This window comes from Aeromonas sp. S2(2024) (assembly GCF_041402505.1).
GTDB classification, from domain to species: Bacteria; Pseudomonadota; Gammaproteobacteria; order Enterobacterales; family Aeromonadaceae; genus Aeromonas; species Aeromonas media.
In genome coordinates this window covers 92,524-111,604 of sequence record NZ_JBGLRL010000009.1, presented here as the reverse complement: position 1 = coordinate 111,604, position 19,081 = coordinate 92,524, and the positions used below count along the sequence as shown (strand labels likewise).

Genomic DNA, 19,081 nt, shown 5'->3' with positions numbered 1-19,081 from the left:
CCGTGGCACAGTGCTAGCATCGGGCTGCCCCGATCATGCCAGGTACGGGGTGCATACCATCAGGGACGATAACAAGGACAATCCCATGTCATACCAGAAACTCGAACAACATCAGCAACAACTGCACCGCCTCTCCCACCTGTCCGCCATCTGCGGCTGGGATCAGGCCTCCATGATGCCGGAGGGGGGCAACGAGGCCCGCGCCGAGGCGATGGCGGAGCTCGGCGTGCTGATCCACGGCAAGCGCACCGCCCCCGAACTCGGGGACTGGATTGCCATGGCCGAGAGCGAACCGCTGGACGAGATCCAGCGCGCGAACCTCCATGAGATAAAACGCCACTGGCAGGATGCGAGCCAGCTGCCAAGCGATCTGGTGGAGGCGCTCTCCTTGGCCGGCAGCAAGTGTGAGCACGCCTGGCGCCGCCAGCGCAAGGAGAACGACTGGGCGGGCTTTGCCCCGAACCTCGAGGAGGTGGTGCGCCTGTCGCGAGAGGTGGCGACCTTGCGCGCCGAGGCGCTCGGGGTACGCCCCTATGACGCCATGCTGGCGCTGTACGAGCCCGGCATGACGAGCGCGCGGCTGGACGAGATCTTCGGCGATCTCACGAGCTGGCTGCCCGGCCTCATCCAGACCGTGAGCGAGCGGCAGAAGAGCGACGCCATCCTCACCCCACAAGGCCCCTTCCCCATCGCGACGCAGCAGGCGCTCGGCCAGGAGGTGATGGGGCTGCTCGGCTTTGATTTCGCGCACGGCCGGCTCGACGTGAGCAGCCACCCGTTCTGCGGCGGCGTGCCGACGGATGTGCGCATCACCACGCGATACAACGAGCAGGAGTTCGTCTCCAGCCTGATGGGCATAGTCCACGAGACGGGCCACGCGCGCTACGAGCAGGGGCTACCGCGCCATCTGCTCGGCCAGCCGGTCGCCGAGGCGCGCTCCATGGGCATTCACGAGAGCCAGAGCCTGTTCTGCGAGATGCAGCTCGGCCATCACCCCGCGTTCCTCGCGCAGATAGCGCCGCGCATCCGCGCGCACTTCGGCGAGCAGGCCGCGCTCGCACCGGAAAACCTCGAGAAGCTGTACAACAAGGTCGAGCCAGGCCTTATCCGCGTCGATGCGGACGAAGTGACGTATCCGGCGCACGTGATCCTGCGCTACGAGCTGGAGCGCGATCTCATCGAGGGGCGCATCGAGGTCGCGGACATCCCGGCACTGTGGGATGCGAAGATGCAGCAGTGGCTCGGGCTGTCCACGAAGGGCAACTACCAGAATGGCTGCATGCAGGACATTCACTGGACGGACGGCTCGTTTGGTTACTTCCCGAGTTATACGCTCGGCGCCATGTACGCGGCGCAGCTGCGCTTCGCGCTGGAACGTGAACTCGGCGACATGGGGCAGCTCATCGCGGCGGGCCGCCTGCCGGAGATCTTTGGCTGGCTCGGCAGCCACATCTGGTCCCAGGGCAGCCTGCACGGCACGGACGAGCTCATCCGTCGCGCGACCGGCGAGGCACTGAATCCGCAGTGGCTGCGCAAGCACCTCGAACAGCGCTATTTGAAATAAGCGCCTTCCCAGGGCGCAGCCTCGCGCTGCACCCTGTTATCCCCTCTCCGAGCGCCCGACTTTTTTTGCTATCCCTGTCCGTTTTTGGCTAGTCACCCCTCTCGCCCCCGCTTAGTCTCTGGGACATGCCCACAGAAATCCGAGTCATGCCATGACCACAGTGCCATCACATGAATCCCCAAGGGACGAGATCATTCCCGGTCTCACCCGCGAGCAGTGTCACGCCGCCCGGCTCGCACGGGACGCGCGCTTCGACGGCCGCTTCTTCACCGGCGTGCTCTCCACCGGCATCTATTGCCGCCCCATCTGCCCCGCGCGGGCGCCGCACGAGCACAACGTGCGCTATTTTCGCTTCGCGGCGGCGGCGGAGCAGCACGGGCTGCGCCCCTGCCTACGCTGTCGCCCGGAGCTCGCACCGTCCCAGAGCGGGGATCTGCCGCCCCTGGTCGCCCAAGTGCTGGCGCGCATCGAGCGCGGTGAGCTCGCGGAGCACAGCCTGGGCGCGCTCGCGGCGCAAGCCGGGATCACTGAGCGCACGCTGCGGCGTCAGTTCGAGCAACACCTCGGCGCCTCGCCAAAACAGGTGGAGCAGACGCGCCGCCTGTTGCTCGCGAAGCGGCTGCTGACGGAGACGCGGCTGCCCATCACGGACGTCGCGTTCGCGTCTGGCTTTGCGAGCATTCGCCGCTTCAACGATGCCTGGCACCAGGCGTACGGGCTGACGCCGGGAGCCCTGCGCAAACAGGAAGGCGGTGCGCCGGCGCAGACGCCGCAGGCAAGCCTGCAGTTGCAACTGATGTATCGCCCGCCGTTCGATGCGCAGGCCATGCTCGCGTTCTACCGGCTGCGTGCCATTCCGGGGCTGGAGCGGGTGGATGAGCACGGTTATGAGCGACGCCACCGGGTCGGTGAGCAGGAGGGGCTAATCCGCATCGAGCCCCTCGAGGGGAACAGGCTCAGGCTGACGGTGCAGGATCTGCCGCCGAGTGCGCTGCCGGACATCCTGTATCGCGTGCGCCGCATGTGGGATCTCGATGCAGACATGGTGCGCATCGGCAAGCAACTCGGGCAGGATCCGCTGCTGGCGCGGATACAGGGGCGCTGGCCCGGGGTCCGGCTGCCGGGAGGCTGGGACGAATACGAGGTGATGTTGCGCGCCATCGTCGGCCAGCAGGTGTCGGTCAAGGGCGCCATCACCATCATGGGGCGCCTGGTGGCGCGCACCCTGGCGCAGTTCGGCACGGCGCAGCTACCCACGCCGGCGCAGCTGTGCGAGCTCAATCTCGACGGCATCGGCATGCCGGGCAGCCGCATCCGCACGCTGCAGGGATTGGCCTCGGCGCTCGCGAGCGGCGCGCTCACCCTTGGCAGCGCGAGCGACGAGCAACTGCTCGCGCTGCCGGGCATAGGGCCCTGGACGGTCGCGTACTGGCGGCTGCGCTGCGGGCTGGACACGGACGCCTTCCCCGCCTCGGATCTCGTGCTGCAGAAGGCGCTGGGGGGCGGCACCAAGCTGTCGGTGAAGGAGGTGGAAACGCGCAGCGCGCCCTGGCAACCGTGGCGCGCCTATGCCGCGAGCTGGCTGTGGCACGCCATGAGCGAGCAGCCTGCACTGCTGACAGATCCGGCCCGGGCAAACCCGGACAACGAACCCAAGGAGACAACCCCATGATCCGTTACGATATGTTGCCCACCCGCTGCGGCGATCTGCTGGTCGCCATCGATGAGCGCGGTCTGGTCCACGTGGACTTCGTGGCCGGGTTGCGGCCGCTGCCCGACATGAGCGACTGGCGGCAGGACGGCGAGGCGCTCACCCCCTTCCTCGCCGAGTTTCGAGACTACTTCGCGGGCCGGTTGCAGCGCTTCACGCTGCCGCTCGCGGCGCGGGGCACGGCGTTTCAGCAGGCGGTGTGGCAGGCACTGTGCGACATCCCCTATGGCGAGACGCGCAGCTACGGCGACATCGCCCGCGCCATCGGCAAGCCGAGCGCGAGCCGTGCGGTGGGCGCCGCGAACGGCCGCAACCCGCTCTCCATCATAGTGCCCTGCCATCGCGTGATTGGCCAAAGTGGCAGCCTCACCGGCTATGCGGGCGGCCTGCCCATCAAGCAGGCGCTGCTGCACCTCGAGGGGATTTCGCGCTGACCCACGGCTCTGAGTCTCCACAACCAGGGGCCGTCCGGCCCCTGGCCATTCATCCCATCCAGCCTGCACGGCCAGACAACACCTCGTCTGGCACCAACCAGACAAGAGATTGAAAAAAAACGGTTATACCGATGACTCCGAGAAGGTGAAAGCGGGACGTCGCCCCCCGGTTGAATACTTGCCGGTCACGGGCCTCAAACCACGGCGCCGACGGGAGTTTGGGCGAATACTTCGAATACCGGGATGACGCTGCGCGTTGGCAGCTTGCTGACTATCGAGATCACGGCGTGTTTCCTGGCGATCCGATCGCGGCTATCGCCGCGATCCGTTTGAAACGAGGAGGAAACATGTCCACTCCAGTCACCGTCACTGAATTCCAGGTGAAGTCCCACGGCGCCCCAGACGAGGTGCGCACCCCCGACAAGACCCGGGTCGAGGTCGTCAAACTCGATGGCTACACCATAGGGCGGTTCAACTTCGCCCCCGGCTGGCGCTGGTCTGACTGCATCAAACCGGTCGTCAAGACGGAGCAATGCCAGCTCTCGCACCTGGGTTACGCCGTCTCGGGGTCGCTCACGGTCCGTCTCGCAGATGGCACCCTCAAGACCATCAACGCCGGGGAGTCCTACACCATTCCACCGGGGCACGATGCCTGGGTCGAGGGCGATCAGCCGTTCGTTGGCATCGAGGTGCTCAGCGCCGATCAGTTCGCCAAACCATAGTGTGTCGTCGGCAACCCGCCAGGGTTGCGACCGAACCCACCGGTGGGCGATCGCCCACCGGTACAGACCTCCCAGCAGCCTCGTCTTGTCCACCCGTCATGGTTCGTTTCCCCCTGACGACTGGAGGCGTGGGCAAGAATTCAAATGGTGGCTTGCCCGCATGTGTGCCCGGCAGCCCTAGCGTCCCTTGCTCAGGGCCGCTTTCAGGGCCGGGTTGAAGACGCGCTTGAGGGAGGCGGGGTTGTTCACCAGCTTGGCCGCCGGGCGGCGCGGGCGCCTGACCAGCTCGCCGCCACAGTTGGGGCAGGTCAGGTGCAGATATTGATCGTTGCACTCGGCGCAGAAGGTGCACTCGAAGGAGCAGATGTAGGCCGTCGCCGTGTCGGCGGGCAGATCCCGGTCACAGCATTCACAGTTCGGTCTGAGTTCAAGCATGGGCTGGTTCCTGAAAGAGGAAGGGGGAGACGGGAAAGGGCGCGGCTCAGTCGACGATAAAGAGCCGGGCGCCCTGATCGGTGTAAGAGCGATGGGGCTCGGCGTTGTCCGCCACCTGATAGCTCATGCCCGGCGTCAGGGTGAAGACGCGGCCATCCTGCAACTCGGTGTGCAGCTCCCCCTCGAGGCAGAGCAGCACGTGGCCCTTGCTGCACCAGTGATCCGCCAGATACCCGGGGGAGTACTCCACCATCCGCACCCGCATCGGGCCGAAGTGCTGGGTGTGCCAGCGGGCGACGCCCCGTTCCCCCTTGTGTTCGGTTGGGGCTATCTCGGCCCAGTTCGTGGTGCAAAACGACAGTGCATTGATGTTCATGACAGATCCTTTGTCAGCAGAGGAAGGCTTGGGGAAGACGGCTCACCACGGGACATCCGTAACAAGGCAGCGCCCCATACTGCCATCAAATCCGCTCCTGCCCTATGCCCACACGGGCAGCCATCACCCCTTGAGGCTGCCCATCACCTGCATCTCGCAGCGATGGCAGTCAAAGCGCAGCCGGAAGCTGTCCTTGCCCATCTTGAGCTCCAGCGGCTCGGCCTTGAGGCCGGGCACCTCCTTCGGGCAGAGGTGCTGGCTGTAGCGAATGCAATGTTTCGTTGTCATCAGCACCACCTCCCCCAGCTCCTTGTTCGCTTCAAAAGCGGGGGCGATGCGCCCCACCCCGTGTTCGCGAAAGAACTGCTCCGCCGCGCTGTTCAGCACGTTGCCGAGGTAGGAGAGACGGTGCTGGGGATAGGTGGCGCCTCGCAACGAGATGCGCCGCTCGGGTCGCCGGTAGGCGGCCAGACGGGCCGCCTCCAGGGCGGCGATGGCGTCCCGGCGCAGGCCGTTGAGCACGGATGCGGCAATAAACAGGGGAGAAGTGAATACCAACTCAATCTGGTGCGCCTCAAACAGGGTGTTGCCGAGTTTGCCAAGCTGATCCCTCGCCTGTTGCAGCGCCCGCGCCGGATTGTCGGCCGGCAGCTTGTCGCAGGGGAACGTGACGGTGGCACTGATGCCCTGCTCGTCGACCAGTGCGAGCCGTAATCCCTCGTCGCACTCGGAGAGGTGCATATCGACCCGGATGCGGCGATCCGCACTCGGCTTTTCCAGCAACTTGCTGAATGCCTGATCGTGGTTGCGGAAGATCTCGGCACCGACCTTGAGCCCGGGCATGCGCTCCGACAGCAGTAACTGCTTGCCTTCCACCTTGTTCAGGCGCATCCCCACCAGCTCGCCCCCCGGCTTGAAGAAGCCGAGGCCGTCGCCGTTGTTGAGGGTCACTGGCTTGCCGTCGATCTCGATGCAATCTCGGGTCACCCTGCTGACGCGCCCGAGCGGCTCACCCAGATATTTCGGGCTGCGCGGCGAGTCGATGTCCGGCTTTCGGCCATGGAGGAAGTAGTCGGTGCTGCCCCGGTTGAAGCTCTTCTTCGGATCCGGCGTGAAACCGTAGCTGCAACGACCGGCGGAGGCGGCCACCAGATCGGGGCGGCGCTCGAGAATGGCGTCCAGCTTCTGGCGATACCAGGCGGTGACGTTCTTGACGTAGTCCAGCCCCTTGAGGCGCCCCTCGATCTTGAAGGAGCGGATGCCCGCGGCGATCAGCGCCTCCAGGTTCGCGCTCTGATCCATGTCCTTGAGGGACAACAGGTGGCTGTTCTCCACCAGCACCTCACCCCCTGGCGTTTGCAGGGAGCAGGGCAGCCGGCAGAGCTGGGCACACTCACCACGGTTCGCGCTGCGCCCGGTGCGGGCGTGGCTGATGTTGCACTGACCGCTGTAGGAGACGCACAGGGCGCCGTGGATAAAGAATTCCAGCTGCACCTGGGTCTGGGCGCTGATGGCACGGATCTGCTCGAGGGAGAGTTCGCGTGCCAGCACCACCTGGGAGAAGCCCACGTCCTGCAGAAACTTCACCTTTTCCGGCGTGCGGTTGTCGGTCTGAGTGCTGGCGTGCAACGCGATGGGGGGCAGATCCAGGGCCAGCAGCCCCATGTCCTGCACGATAAGCGCATCGGCCCCGGCTTCGTAGATCTGGTGGGTCAGGCGCCGGGCCTGCTCCAGCTCGTGGTCATGCAGCAAGGTGTTGAAGGCGACGAACACCTGGGCGCCGAAGCGGTGGGCGTGGCGCGCCAGCGCTTCGATATCTTCGAGGGAGTTGCCCGCCGCGCTGCGGGCGCCAAAGGCGGGGCCGCCCATATAGACGGCATCGGCGCCATGGTTGATGGCTTCGATGCCATAGGCGAGGTTCCTGGCCGGGGCCAGCAGCTCGAGGCGGTTAGTCTGGGTGTGATCCTGCATGGGTCTGGTCTGAAGGCGGACGAGAAATGCCCGTCACTCTAGCGAGACCGGGCGCCCTTCGCCTTGATCCCGCTTAAGATCACCGCAGAATGCAGGATTGACCCGGTACACGGAAAAGCACATATGGCTGCCCCCTCATCCCCAACCCTTCTCCCGCCAGGGGAGAAGGGAGCAGAGAGAGGGTGCCGACTACGCTGGCACCCAATGCGGGTCTAGATCACCACCTTGAGCGCCAGCCCCAGCAACACCAGGCCGCTGACCTTGTCGATCACGAAGGACTTGGCCTTGAGCCAGGCCAGCACAGGACCACGGGAGAGCACCAGGGCCACCAGCACGTACCAGAGCGCGTCTATGCCGCCGGCGGTCAGCATCATGATGCTCCCCTCGCGCCAGCCGGTATCGGCGTGCACGAACTGGCTGAACAGGGCGATGAAGAAGATGGCGAGCTGGGGGTTCAAGAAGGCCACCATAAAGCCTTCGAACGCCCCCTGACGGCCACGGGCACCGTGCACCGTCTCGTCAGCAGCGTCGCCACTGGCGGGCCTGGCCAGCAGCGCCTTGACTCCGAGCCAGGCGAGGAAGGCGGCGCCGCCGTAGCGGATCAGATCAAACAGCAGCGGGGTCTGAGTGATCAGCACCGAGAGACCCAACGCCGTGATGAGGGCGTAGATCCCCACCCCCAGGCCGTGGCCGAGCGCCGTGGCCACCCCGTGGCCCTGCCCCCCCTGTACCGTGTTGCGGATGATCAGCGCCAGGCTGGGCCCCGGACTGATGGCCCCCATCGCGCAAATGGCGGCGAGCGCCAGCCAACTCGTCATTTCCATACCCTTTCCTTCTCTCTAGTCGAATGTCTCTAACTGGGATCAGGGTAGGAGGCGGCCAGCTATGCCAGAAGTGAAAGTTATGAATAGAGTCCATAGCCAACGGCTATAGGCTGGCATAACCGACTGCCCTAGCGGAGCGGGTCTGCCTTCAGCCCCAGCTGTTTGCGGCTCTCCCCCAGGGTGCGCTGCAGATGATCCCGCAGGAAGGGGTAGGCCAGCTCGCGAAACCAGCGGTGGGCCGGATCCAGGTGGTGGCGTTGGTGCCACAGCAGATGATACTGCTGCACCCGGGTGGCGAAGGGCAGATCGCAAAAACTCAGGGCGTGCTCCCGGGAGAGCTGCCAGGCGATATGGGCCGGGGTGGTCATCAGACAGTCGGTGCGCAGCAGCACCTCCACCGCCGCCTGGAAGAAGGGCACCCGGGCAAACCAGCGGCGGGAGAGCCCTAGGGGCGCCAGCACCTGCTCCACCGGGCTGTCCTTGTCGCCGCCGCCGCTCACCTGCAGATGGGGCCAGGCGAGGTAGTCATCCAGGCTGGGCGCCGTGCCCGAGAGCGGATGGTGGCGCCCCATCAGCATCACCAGCCTGTCCTCCCCCTGGTGCAGCCCCCGGATCTGATCCGGCACCAGCTCCGTGATGGTGGAGACCAGATCCAGCTCGGACTGCCACAGCTGCGGCAGCTGGCGCTTGTCCCACAGGCTGTACTCCAGCGCCGCCAGGGGGGCGGCCCTGGCCAGCGCCGCGCAGATGTCGGGCAGGATATGCTGGGCCACGTAGTCGGAGGAGGCGAGCCGGAACACCCGCTCGCAGCGCTCGGGGGCAAACTCCGGCGCCGCATAGAGCCGATCCAGTGCACCGAGCGAGTCGGCAAGCGCCGCCGCCAGACTCTCTGCCCGCGGGGTCAGCAGCCAGCGCTGCCCCTCCCGCACCAGCAGCTCGTCACCAAACTCGCTGCGCAGCTGGCCGAGCTGCTTGCTGATGGAGGGCTGACTCAGGTGCAGCAGCTCCGCCGCCCGGCTGATGTTGCGGGTCTCCAGCAACACCTTGAGGGTTGGCAACAGGTTGAGATTCGCTTTGTGCACTGACAACACCTCGGGAAGGGAGAACCTGGGTCGGGCTCTCATCTTAAGACAAGGAGGCGCGGGAATTTAAGCAAAATCACGACCTTGTTCCCCCTGCGCCCCCTTGCGCTCCCCTCCCCGCGGGATGACACTGGAAACCCTGTACGACATAATTGCGCAATGTCTTCCGCCCGCGGGCGATCCACAACAAGAAGCGATAACAAGATGAAATACGCCAATATCACCGGCTGGGGCAAATGTCTGCCTCCCGCAGTGCTGACCAACGATGCCCTCAGCACCATCATGGATACCTCGGATGAGTGGATCTATCCGCGTACCGGCATCAAGGCACGCCGGGTCTCCCATGTCAGCACCCAGGCACTCGCCACCCTGGCAGCCCGCCGTGCCCTGGCCTGCGCCGGTCTGGACGCCGGGGAACTCGATGGCATCATACTCGCCACCGCCACCCCGGGCACGCTGGTGCCCAACTGTGCCTCTGCCGTGCAGCAGGCCCTGGGCGCCCACAAGGCGGCGGTGTTCGACCTCAATGCCGCCTGTACCGGCTTTGTCTACGCACTCTCGGTCGCCACCTCCCTGGTGCAGACCGGCATGATGCAGAAGGTGCTGGTGATAGGCGCAGAGCGCCTCACCCAGTTGCTGGACTGGGCCAAGCGCGACACTGCCGTGCTGTTTGGCGACGGTGCCGGCGCCGTGGTGATAGAGGCGAGCGAGCAGAAGAGCGGCCTGATTGCCAGCAAGCTCGGCTGTGACAGCGAGGCGCGGGAGATACTGCACGTGCCGAACTTCGGCACCGATCGGGTGCGTTTCGCCGACATCGACGGCCTGTTCACCTTCAACTTCGAGGGGCAGGAGATCTTCAAGCGCGCCGTGCGCGGCATGGGCGAGGCCACCGGCGTCGTGCTGGCCCAGGCCGGCATAACCCCCGAGCAAGTCGACCTCATAGTGCCGCACCAGGCCAACGTGCGCATCATAGAGACCCTGGCCAAGCGCATGAACGCCCCCATGGAGAAGGTGATGGTCAACATAGAGCAGTACGGCAACACCTCCGCCGCCACAGTGCCCATCGCCCTGTGCGAGGCGCTGGAGCAGGGCCGGGTCAAGCCAGGCAGCCATCTGCTCACCGCCGCCTTCGGGGCCGGTCTGACCTGGGGTGCCGCCCTCATCAAATGGGGCGAGCGCGTCACCCCCCTGACGCGCTGCGACGACGAACTCCCCCCCTGCGAGCAGAGCGCCCTCGAACTCATCGCCCACGCGGTGCAGGGTTGCCAGCAGGCGCGCCCCTCAGACGCCTGAGCCTCGCCACTGCCATCCTTTTCCGCATAAAAAAGAGGAGCCCATCGTGGCTCCTCCGTGTATCTCCTCCCTGCCGGCCCTCCCTGAACATCGGTATAAAAGTCATTGAAAAGCGTGAATTTTGAGCGAGAAATATCAAAAAATAACCAGTCGACACTTTTTTGTCGTCAGAATGCGGCCAAGGGGTTCACAACCTTGCCGGATCTGGTAGTATGCGGCCTCGCACTTGGGGAGGGGTTCCCGAGCGGCCAAAGGGATCAGACTGTAAATCTGACGGCTCTGCCTTCGAAGGTTCGAATCCTTCTCCCTCCACCATTCAAGTGCGAACAATCAGGAAAATACCCCGTGGAGGGGTTCCCGAGCGGCCAAAGGGATCAGACTGTAAATCTGACGGCTCTGCCTTCGAAGGTTCGAATCCTTCTCCCTCCACCATCTTCCTGTATTGCATGCAAGGCCTGTAAAAAGTAGTACCCCTGTGGAGGGGTTCCCGAGCGGCCAAAGGGATCAGACTGTAAATCTGACGGCTCTGCCTTCGAAGGTTCGAATCCTTCTCCCTCCACCATCCTTCAGAAAACCCGGCCTCGCGCCGGGTTTTCGCTTTTCTGGAAAGATTCCATTTGGCACTGTCAGATCTGACAATTGCCCTGCTCCGCGTTTTTCGAAACAGTGGACTCCTCACCGTCAGGAGCCACCTCGCATGTTTGCAATCTGGGATGAAACCGGCCAGGAGCAGGGCTTGAGCCTGCCCCAGCTGCAGCAACGGCTGCACCATTATCAAGGGGACGTCATGGTGCGTTATCTCAATCGACTCGGCCTGTCGACAACCCTGTTTCTGACCATCCATCAGGGCCAAGCCTACCAGCGCTTCAAGGCCGGCACACCGCCACTGGACTGGGAGTGGCTGGCCCAGGCCATGCATGGTACGCCCCTCCTTGATGCCGGAGGCCACCAGCCGGAACACGCACTTCGCTGACACCTCACCCGACCTCCCTTGGGCCCATTTCATCACGAGCCCCAGCTTCCTGACAGATCTCCCTCGCGGCTCTCCAGCCAGCCCCTTCCCACGCAAGCAGCAGGTTGATTATCAGACGATTCCTACAGCGGCTGGATGACTGCGCCTTGTATGATGCGCAGCCATATTCGTCCATCAGGTGAGTGCCATGTTTGCGTTCAAAGAAGAGTATCCGATGAGTGCCATGGCAATGAGTGCCATGGCAGATGTTGCCGTTCCCTTTTACCAGCCGATCATCGGTCGGGACCGTCAGGTCAAGGGGTACGAGGCGCTGGCCAGGCGCTGGGATCCGGTGGCGCAATGTTATCAGGGCATCGATTTTGCCTCGCTCAGCCAGGACGAGTCCCTGCATCTGGATATCGTCATGCTCAGGGCCATACTGCGCGACCTGCCCGTGCTCGCGCAAAAAGGCCCCTATACGCTCTCCATCAACCTCAACCCGGCGCCTTCCAGTCCGACCTATCAGAATCTGTTGCTGCTGGTGTTGATACAGGCCCGCAAGGTGGGGATCGACATCTGGTTCGAGGTGCTGGAGCACACCCGGCTGGAGATCCAGTACAGGGCGCTGATCGAGGTGCTGCGCGCCCATGGCGCCCACATCGCCTGCGACGACTTCGGCTCCCTGGAGTGCAACTTTCAGCGCCTGATGGCCCTGCCCTACGAGGTAGTCAAACTGGATCGCTCCCTGCTGCTGCAGGCGGCGTGCACCTCACACGCCTTGAAGATGCTGGTGGGGCTGGTGAAATACCTGCAGCGACTCGGCATGGCCGTGGTGTGCGAAGGGGTGGAGACCCAGACCCATATCGAGATAGCGAACCGCCTCGGCTGCGACTACCAACAGGGCTACGCCTACGCCATGCCCTCCCCCCTCTCCCGCTGGTCCTGAACACCCGGAGCCAGAGCGCCAACGCCTCCTGTCCCTTCCTTCTTTCTCGCTGGTCCTGAACGCCCGGAGCCGGAGCCCAACGCCTCCTTTCCCTTCCTTCTTTCTCGCTGGCCCTGAACGCCCGGGGCCCTGGCTGCCGGCTCATCCCACCCCTTCCTCTTCTTCAGGCTGTGAATGGTCTCACAGTTTGGCTCATTCAGAACCCGTTTCGGCCCCGCCTCTCTATAATGGGCCCGCCTGGGCTTCTTTGACTCTCAGGCATAACCTGTTGATGCTACGGAATATTACAATGAAAAATATCAGCAAATCCCTACTGGCCGCTGCCATTTCCCTCGGATTGATGGCAGGCTGTAACAGCCAAAATGACTCCGAGACCCCGACCCCCATGGTTCGCTTCGCTACCTTCAACCTCTCCTTCGATCGCACCGCCGCAGGCATGCTCGCCGGTGAACTGGCCCTCAGTCGCACCGAACAGGATGCATTGCTGGCCCGCCTCGCCGACGGCACCTTGAGCGGCGCCGAGAAGACCAAGGCCCTCGACGTGCAGCAGATCCGCAACATCGCCGAAATCATCCAGCGCGCCCGGCCGGACGTGTTCCTGCTCAACGAATTCGACAATGACGGCAAGGGCAGCGACACCACGGACCTCAAAGCCTTCAACGACAACTACCTGGCCCATGCCCAGCACGGCGAGGTGAAGGCCATCAGCTACCCGGTGCTGCAGAACTTTGCCACCAACACCGGCCTGATGAGCGGCCATGACCTCAACCTGGACGGCAAGGTCAACAACGGGCCGGACGACGCCTGGGGCTTTGGCAACTACCACGGCCAGTACGCCTTCGCCGTGATGTCCCAGTACCCCATCGATACCAAGCAGATCCGCACCTTCCAGAAATTCAAGTGGAAGGACATGCCGGGCGAAGCGAACCCGGTCATCGACGACTGCAACAATGCCAAGGCGCCGATCCCGGCCGGCCGCCAGTGCGGCGATGCCTGGTATGACGACGCCGCCTGGCAGTCCTTCCCGCTCTCGTCCAAGAACCACGCCGACGTGCCGGTGCGCATCAAGCGTGGCAACAAGGAGGAGGTGATCCACTTCCTCATCTCCCACCCGACCCCGCCCATCTTCGGCAACGCGGCGCGCCACAACGTCAAGCACAACCGGGCCGAAGTCACCTTCTGGCAGGATTACGTGGAGACCACCAGCTACATGGTGGATGACGCCGGCAAGGCCGGTGGCCTGCCCGCGGGTGCCAAGTTCGTCATCGCCGGCGATCTCAACGCCGATCCCCAGATTGGCGATGGCGACCTGACCGCCATTCAGGATCTGCACAACCATGTGCTGGTCAACCAGGCCGTCACCAACGGCGCCCTGATCCCGGTCAGCCAGGGCGGCCCCGAGTGCCTCGCCAGCCAGCCGGATCAGTGCAAGCGCAACAACAACCGCCCCACCCCGGAGCGCATCACCAGCAGCAGCGGCCTGCAGCTCGACCACGTGCTGCCCTCCGCCAACCTGAACGCGGTCGCCTCCGGCGTGTTCTGGCCGGCCAGCTTCGAGCCTGGCTACCACCTGGTGTATGACGAACAGCTCGGCATCGCCAAGGGTGTCAGCTCGGATCACCGCCTGGTATGGGTCGACTTCAAACTGTGACAGTGACGCAGAGCAGATAAGCAACGGGGCCCGCAGGCCCCGTTTTCATTGGTTCCTCATACCAGCTTCTCCACCCGGGCCGGCAGCCCCTGACGGGCCGACGAGCCGATGGCCCAGTCCACCAGGGGGTAGCGGCCATGGCGGCTGGGATCCAGCACCGCCAAGTCATTCAGATTGACCCCGGCTCCGCGCAGCGGATTGGCAACCACTTTCTGGCCGTCTATCCAGTGTTCCCGCGCCCCCAGCTCCTTGTGGCCGAAACCGTGCTCGATGGCGATGGCATCGGCCTGCACCCCGGCCACGCACTCGGCCACCCCGATCACGCTGCCATCCGGGGTGCTGACCCGCACCCTGTCCCCGCTCTCTATCCCCAGCTGCGCCGCCGTCTGCGCATTGAGCCGCACCCGGTTGCTGGGGTTCACCTGGCGCAGGCGATCCGAGCCGATGCTCATGGAGCTCATGGTGTGGGATTTGTAACTGGTGAGCAGCAGCGGCCACTGGGCCGGCTTGAACGCCTCATTGAGCGGCGTGCCGTCCGCCAGCTGGGGGCGGAAAAAGCGCGGGGTGCCGCTCAAGAACTGCCCGCTCTGGCTGTGAAGGCGGCTGCCCACCTCGGGGTTCCACACCATCAGCGGCTTGGGCCAGCGCTTGCTTGGCTGACCTGCTTCATCGCGCCCCCTGGCCGCCGGTTCGAAGCGCCCGCCGCGAGCGAAGAGATAGGCGGCGCGGCCCGCCTCCTCCGCACTCAGGGTGGCATTCAGCACCGGCAGGATGCGCGCCACCCCGGACCAGGCGAGATCCTCAGACCCGATGGGAGGCACCGGCTCGCCGAGATAGGCCACGTTGGCCGCCCCGTAGAGGGAGAAGTCCGCCGCCTTGTGCAGGGCGTGCAGCTTGCCATCCGCCCCTTTGAGCGCCCCCTCGCCAAAGCCCGGCAGCACAAGCCGTTTGGCCACCGCGATAAAGAAGGACTCCATGCAGACCGGATCCCCCTCGGCTGTCTTGGCGACACGGGGCTCCACGATGGGCCAGCGACCGGTGGAGACCTTGGTCATCACCCCGTGCCAGGCAGTGGCCCAACCCCAGGACTCGTAGGTGAGGGTATCCGGCACTATGTAGTCCGACAGCGCCGACGACTCGTTGATGAAGCTGTCGATGCTGACAATGAGCGGCAGCACGGCAGGGTCTTTGAGCTGCTCACCTATGGCCTTGGCGAGCCCGGCCTGGCCGTAGAGGGGGTTGCCCATGTGGTTGATCCAGGCCTTGAGCCGGTAGGGGTAGCCGTTCACCGCCGCAGTCAGGTGTTCGCCGAGCAGTGGGCCCGAGATCGGGAACCAGGGCTCTTGCGCCGGATAGGGATTCTGGCCCGCCTCGCGCTTGCGCCGATATTCGGAGGTCTTCTCGTAGGGGAACTTGGAGCGCGACAGGAAGACGCCGGCGGGCTTGACCATGCCGGGGAAGCTCGCCAGATCGTAGCGCGGCCCCGCCCCGAAGGGATCGAACTTGCCGCCACTCGCCACGGCGCCGCCCCGGGCATTGAGGTTCCCAATCATGACGTTGAGCATCATGATGGCCCAGGCCGAGTAGAAGCCGTTGGCGCTCATGGTGCCGCCGTGGGAGACCACAGCCGCCCGGGTGCCGTGGCTGGTGAATTCCCGCGCCAGCGCCTCGATGTCGGCCACCGGCACGGCGCACTCGGCGCTGTATTGCGCGAGAGAGTGCTCCCGGCACGCCTCGACCAGCAGCTGGAAGCTGCTCTTGACCGTGAACTCCCCCTTGGGGCCCTGAAGGGGGCGAGCCACCCAGAGGTTGGCCCGCTCACACTGGCCGGCGGGTCTCGGCTCGCCGCTGCCCGCCTCCTCTACCAGTATGGCGTCCCCCTCTCCATAGGCTTCCCCCTCAAAGGGCAAGCCAAGATCGCTGGCCCGCAGCATCTGGCCGAAGCGCGGATGCCCCTCGTCGCAGACAACCAGATGGCTGGCGTTGCAAAAACCGCGATAGCCGGCCCGCTCGGCAGCGGCGGCATGGGGTGCCGTCAGGAAGGGCTCGACGTAGCGTTGGTTGTCGATGATCCAGCGCAGCATGGCCATGGCCAGCGCCGAGTCGGTGGCAGGGCGGATGGGCAGCCAGCGGTTGGCGGGGGCGGAGGGCATGTTCACCGTGTTGGGCAGGCTGGGGGCCACCACCACGTAGGAGAACGGCTTGCCCGGTCGCGCCCGGTTCGCCGCCAGCTGGCGGGACTGGCGCTTGAAGGGGTTGCCCGATTGCTGGGGCGAGGTGCCCATGAACAGCAGGAAGTCGCTCTCGTCCCAGTCCGGCTTGAGGTGGGCGTTCTTCTCCAGATCGTCCAGCAGGGCGCCGGCCCCGACCCGGAACGACAGGCCGCAGTAAGCGCCGTGGTTGGCGAAGTTGCGGGTGCCGAAGCTGTTGAATGTGAAGCGCTTGATGAAGTGATCCCGCCCCTCGTCCGAGGCGTTGCTCACCAGCAGCTGGTTGGCCCTGGGGCCGTACTCCGGGTTGGCTGGGTCGAGCGGCTCGGCGAGGTTGCGAATGGCCCGCAGCCCATCAACCTGGCCCTCGCCAAACAGATCGCCCCCCTCCACCACCTCGGCCACCAGCTGCTCGAAGGGGATGCTCTGCCAGCGGCCGCTGCCACGGGGCCCCACCCGCTTGAGACAACGGGTGACTCGCTGCGGGCTGTCGAGCTGCTCCAGCATGGCGTTGCCCCGGGCGCAGGCGGTGGAGCGCCCGTCCAGCCCCCCTTCCTGATAGCCGCTGGTGGCGAGCAGCGCCTGCTTGACCGGGGTCTTGAAGTCGATGTGATGGCGGGCGGAGAGGGGGTGATAGGGATTGCCCAGGATCCGCACTATCTGGTCGCGCTCGTTGTCGATGCGAGCCCGCACTCCGCACAGGGTCCAGCAGCCGAGGCACATGGTGTTGGCAACCCGCTGGGCCGGGTTGGGGTGCAGCTCCCCCCGCTCGTCGACCCGGTACTCCACGGCCAGCGAGTTGCCATGGATGGGATCCCGGGTCGGCTTGCCCGAGCTGCCGGTGGCGAGACCGCTCGCCACCTGCTTGAGGGTATCGCTGTAACCGGCGACGAACAGCCCAGTGCCGCCAGCGATGGCGGCGCCCTTGAGAAACTTGCGTTTGCTGTGATCCATCAGAGTGCCTCGCGTGCAAAAGGAGTGGGTGCCTTGATGGCGGGGGAAACAGAGGGGCACACCAACTCCGAGAGGGCCACCAGCAGGGCCAGCAGCAGACCGAAGGTACCGAGAATGCCGAGCACACCGGCCGGTCCCCAGGCGATTTCATAGAGGTAGACGCCGGCCCCGTACTTGGGTGCGAGCTGCCCCTGAATCAGCACCAGCCAGCGCAGGCCCCACACCAGGTGCAGCCCCAGCAGCGCCAGCCCCCAGAGCGACAGGCGGGCAGAGATCCTTCGGTGCACCAGCATCAGCAGGCTGGCCAGCCCCAGGGTCAGCAACAGCCAGTGGGCCGCCAGCCGCCAGCTCGGGTCGAGCCGATAGAGGGCTGCGGCCTCTGCCGCCGAGGCACCGCCCAACAGGGCCCAGCCCAGCAGGGAGAGGGCCAGCAGGCCTAACGTCCAGCCGCTCTGGCGCAGCAAAGTCGACTCGGTCTGGCCACGCCAGCCCGCCAGCAAGCGGTTGAGCAGCAGCAGGGCACTCTGGGCCCCCAGCACGGCGCTCAGGGTCAGCAGCCAGGGCAACCAGGGGGTATGCCAGAGCGGGCGAGCCGCCACCGCCATGGTCTCGAGCCCGGTGTAGAGGGCGATGCTGAGCCCGCTCACGGCCGCCAGCAGGGAGAGTGGCCTCTGCCAGGGTACCCCCGACCAGCTTCCCAGGCAGAGCAGCCGGGCAAGGGGGGCTATCTTGTCCCCTTCTGCGCCGCGCCGGGCCAGGGCTGGCCTTAGCAGCAGCCAGCCGAGCAGCATGGAGAGCAGGCTGAACAGCGGCAGCAGATAGGCGCCATACCACATGACGGAGCCAAAGCGCGTCTGAGCGTAGAAGTGCCAGGCCCGGGCTGGCTGGTGCAGATCCGCGGTCAGGGCGATGGGGGCCACCAGACCAGCCGCCACCATCAGCACCGCCGCCAGGGTCTGCAACCGCGGATCCGGTGCCTTGCGCCACAGATCAAACGCGCCGAGCCAGAGGGCCCCGTAGGCGAGGCCGATCAGAAAGAAATATTGCACCGCCCAAGGCAGCCAGGTGATGGGCTGAGCCGGGGCCAGCAGTTCGTTAATGACCATGGGCTATCTCCTTGCCATCGTCGGTGAGCAGGGTGCGCAGGGCCGGGTTGCCATCGACCTTGCTGACGAAGGCCTCGTCCATGCCGAGATAAAAGACCCGCGGCTGGGTATTGGCCTCCGGCTTGAGCACCTTGAGCGCCGGCTCGTGTTCGCGCAGCAGCCGGCTGATCCGGCTCTTGGGGTCGTTCAAATCGCCTATGATGCGCGCCTCGCCGACACAGCTCTCCACGCAGGCGGGCAAGAGCCCCGCCTCCAGCCGATGGGCGCAAAAGGTGCACTTGTCGGCGGTGTTGGTCTCGTGGTTGATGAAGCGGGCGTCGTAGGGGCAGGCCTGCACGCAGTAGCCGCAGCCGACGCACCAGTCGTTGTTGACCACGACGATGCCGTCATCGCGCTGGAAGGTGGCGCCGGTGGGGCAGACATCGAGGCAGGCGGGCTCGGCGCAGTGGTTGCACAGCCTCGGCAACATCAAGAGAGAGGCGGGAGCCTCGAGGGCGGCCACGTCGCTCACCTCGTACTGGCTCACCGTGGTGCGAAACTGGCCGAGGGGAGGCTGATTTTCGATGGTGCAGGCCACGGTGCAGGCCTGACAGCCGACGCAGCGGCGCAGGTCGATCAGCATGCCGTAACGCTTGCGCCCGTCCCCCCGGCTGATGGCCGCTCGCCCGTTGCGGGGAGCGGGAACGGACTGCGCCTGGACTTGGGTGACGGGGATCAGGGCCGCCCCTGCGGTGAGGGCGGCGATCCCGGATAACAATCGGCGCTTGCTGGGCTCCATGGCGTCTTTCCTTCTGCTGAGCTGGCTTGAAAGGGGTTGGGCCGATTGTCCTCAACGCAGGAAGTCGCCTCT

The 19,081-nt window shown here is 65.3% G+C and carries 16 protein-coding genes and 3 tRNA genes; 11 read left to right on the top strand and 8 right to left on the bottom strand.

Annotation, left to right across the window (positions count from 1 at the left end; all coding sequences use genetic code 11):
• Positions 1 to 85 precede the first annotated feature (85 nt).
• The 4 genes from ACB039_RS11550 to ACB039_RS11535 all read left to right on the top strand — a co-directional run bounded on the left by ACB039_RS11550 (position 86) and on the right by ACB039_RS11535 (position 4,431).
• Positions 86 to 1,564 carry a carboxypeptidase M32 gene (locus ACB039_RS11550; RefSeq protein ID WP_371165722.1) on the top strand — a complete coding sequence of 493 codons (1,479 nt, stop codon included), beginning with the start codon at positions 86 to 88 and terminating at the stop codon, positions 1,562 to 1,564.
• Between the two features lie 151 nt (positions 1,565 to 1,715).
• Positions 1,716 to 3,236: an AlkA N-terminal domain-containing protein gene (locus ACB039_RS11545; RefSeq protein ID WP_371165721.1), complete on the top strand. Its 1,521-nt coding sequence runs from the start codon at positions 1,716 to 1,718 to the stop codon at positions 3,234 to 3,236.
• On the top strand, positions 3,233 to 3,709 hold the full coding sequence (locus ACB039_RS11540; RefSeq protein WP_042649132.1) for a methylated-DNA--[protein]-cysteine S-methyltransferase: 477 nt from the start codon (positions 3,233 to 3,235) through the stop codon (positions 3,707 to 3,709). Before ACB039_RS11545 ends, ACB039_RS11540 begins: the two co-directional genes overlap by 4 nt.
• Positions 3,710 to 4,056: 347 nt before the next feature.
• Entirely contained in the window at positions 4,057 to 4,431 is a 375-nt protein-coding gene (locus ACB039_RS11535; RefSeq protein WP_041206310.1) for a cupin domain-containing protein, read from the top strand.
• A gap of 177 nt (positions 4,432 to 4,608) precedes the next feature.
• Here the strand turns inward: ACB039_RS11535 and ACB039_RS11530 are convergent, their stop codons facing one another.
• From ACB039_RS11530 to ACB039_RS11510, 5 genes are all read right to left on the bottom strand, one after another.
• Positions 4,609 to 4,866 (bottom strand): DUF1272 domain-containing protein, encoded by a 258-nt coding sequence (locus tag ACB039_RS11530; protein ID WP_171272476.1) that lies wholly within the window; start codon positions 4,864 to 4,866, stop codon positions 4,609 to 4,611.
• Between the two features lie 46 nt (positions 4,867 to 4,912).
• Positions 4,913 to 5,242: a DHCW motif cupin fold protein gene (locus tag ACB039_RS11525; RefSeq protein ID WP_371165720.1), complete on the bottom strand. Its 330-nt coding sequence runs from the start codon at positions 5,240 to 5,242 to the stop codon at positions 4,913 to 4,915.
• Between the two features lie 123 nt (positions 5,243 to 5,365).
• Positions 5,366 to 7,213 carry a U32 family peptidase gene (locus tag ACB039_RS11520; protein WP_371165719.1) on the bottom strand — a complete coding sequence of 616 codons (1,848 nt, stop codon included), beginning with the start codon at positions 7,211 to 7,213 and terminating at the stop codon, positions 5,366 to 5,368.
• A 212-nt stretch (positions 7,214 to 7,425) separates the two neighbouring features.
• Positions 7,426 to 8,037: a LysE family translocator gene (locus ACB039_RS11515; protein WP_268433592.1), complete on the bottom strand. Its 612-nt coding sequence runs from the start codon at positions 8,035 to 8,037 to the stop codon at positions 7,426 to 7,428.
• Positions 8,038 to 8,165: 128 nt separating this feature from the next.
• Positions 8,166 to 9,119, bottom strand: coding sequence for a LysR family transcriptional regulator (locus ACB039_RS11510; protein WP_371165718.1), 954 nt, complete (start codon positions 9,117 to 9,119; stop codon positions 8,166 to 8,168).
• A 204-nt stretch (positions 9,120 to 9,323) separates the two neighbouring features.
• Between ACB039_RS11510 and ACB039_RS11505 the strand changes: the two genes are divergently transcribed.
• From ACB039_RS11505 to ACB039_RS11475, 7 genes are all read left to right on the top strand, one after another.
• Positions 9,324 to 10,412: a ketoacyl-ACP synthase III gene (locus ACB039_RS11505; protein WP_371165717.1), complete on the top strand. Its 1,089-nt coding sequence runs from the start codon at positions 9,324 to 9,326 to the stop codon at positions 10,410 to 10,412.
• A 230-nt stretch (positions 10,413 to 10,642) separates the two neighbouring features.
• Positions 10,643 to 10,727: transfer RNA gene (locus ACB039_RS11500), tRNA-Tyr, on the top strand.
• Positions 10,728 to 10,759: 32 nt separating this feature from the next.
• Positions 10,760 to 10,844, top strand: a tRNA-Tyr gene (locus ACB039_RS11495).
• A gap of 45 nt (positions 10,845 to 10,889) precedes the next feature.
• Positions 10,890 to 10,974 (top strand) — tRNA-Tyr (locus tag ACB039_RS11490).
• Positions 10,975 to 11,109: 135 nt separating this feature from the next.
• Positions 11,110 to 11,385, top strand: a complete 276-nt coding sequence (locus ACB039_RS11485) for a hypothetical protein (protein ID WP_042649139.1) — start codon at positions 11,110 to 11,112, stop codon at positions 11,383 to 11,385.
• A 187-nt stretch (positions 11,386 to 11,572) separates the two neighbouring features.
• Positions 11,573 to 12,310, top strand: a complete 738-nt coding sequence (locus tag ACB039_RS11480) for an EAL domain-containing protein (RefSeq protein ID WP_371165716.1) — start codon at positions 11,573 to 11,575, stop codon at positions 12,308 to 12,310.
• 289 nt (positions 12,311 to 12,599) lie between these two features.
• Positions 12,600 to 13,961, top strand: a complete 1,362-nt coding sequence (locus tag ACB039_RS11475; protein WP_371165715.1) for an endonuclease/exonuclease/phosphatase family protein — start codon at positions 12,600 to 12,602, stop codon at positions 13,959 to 13,961.
• A gap of 56 nt (positions 13,962 to 14,017) precedes the next feature.
• Here ACB039_RS11475 and ACB039_RS11470 read toward each other — a convergent pair whose 3' ends face one another.
• Genes ACB039_RS11470 through dsrO form a run of 3 tightly spaced genes read right to left on the bottom strand, consistent with a single transcriptional unit; the run spans position 14,018 to position 19,009 of the window.
• On the bottom strand, positions 14,018 to 17,125 hold the full coding sequence (locus ACB039_RS11470; RefSeq protein WP_371165714.1) for a tetrathionate reductase subunit A: 3,108 nt from the start codon (positions 17,123 to 17,125) through the stop codon (positions 14,018 to 14,020).
• Positions 17,125 to 18,231 (bottom strand): NrfD/PsrC family molybdoenzyme membrane anchor subunit, encoded by a 1,107-nt coding sequence (gene nrfD, locus ACB039_RS11465; RefSeq protein WP_042649143.1) that lies wholly within the window; start codon positions 18,229 to 18,231, stop codon positions 17,125 to 17,127. The genes ACB039_RS11470 and nrfD overlap by 1 nt, the downstream gene beginning before the upstream one ends.
• Positions 18,221 to 19,009, bottom strand: coding sequence for a sulfate reduction electron transfer complex DsrMKJOP subunit DsrO (dsrO, locus tag ACB039_RS11460; protein WP_042649144.1), 789 nt, complete (start codon positions 19,007 to 19,009; stop codon positions 18,221 to 18,223). Before dsrO ends, nrfD begins: the two co-directional genes overlap by 11 nt.
• Between the last annotated feature and the right edge of the window lie 72 nt (positions 19,010 to 19,081).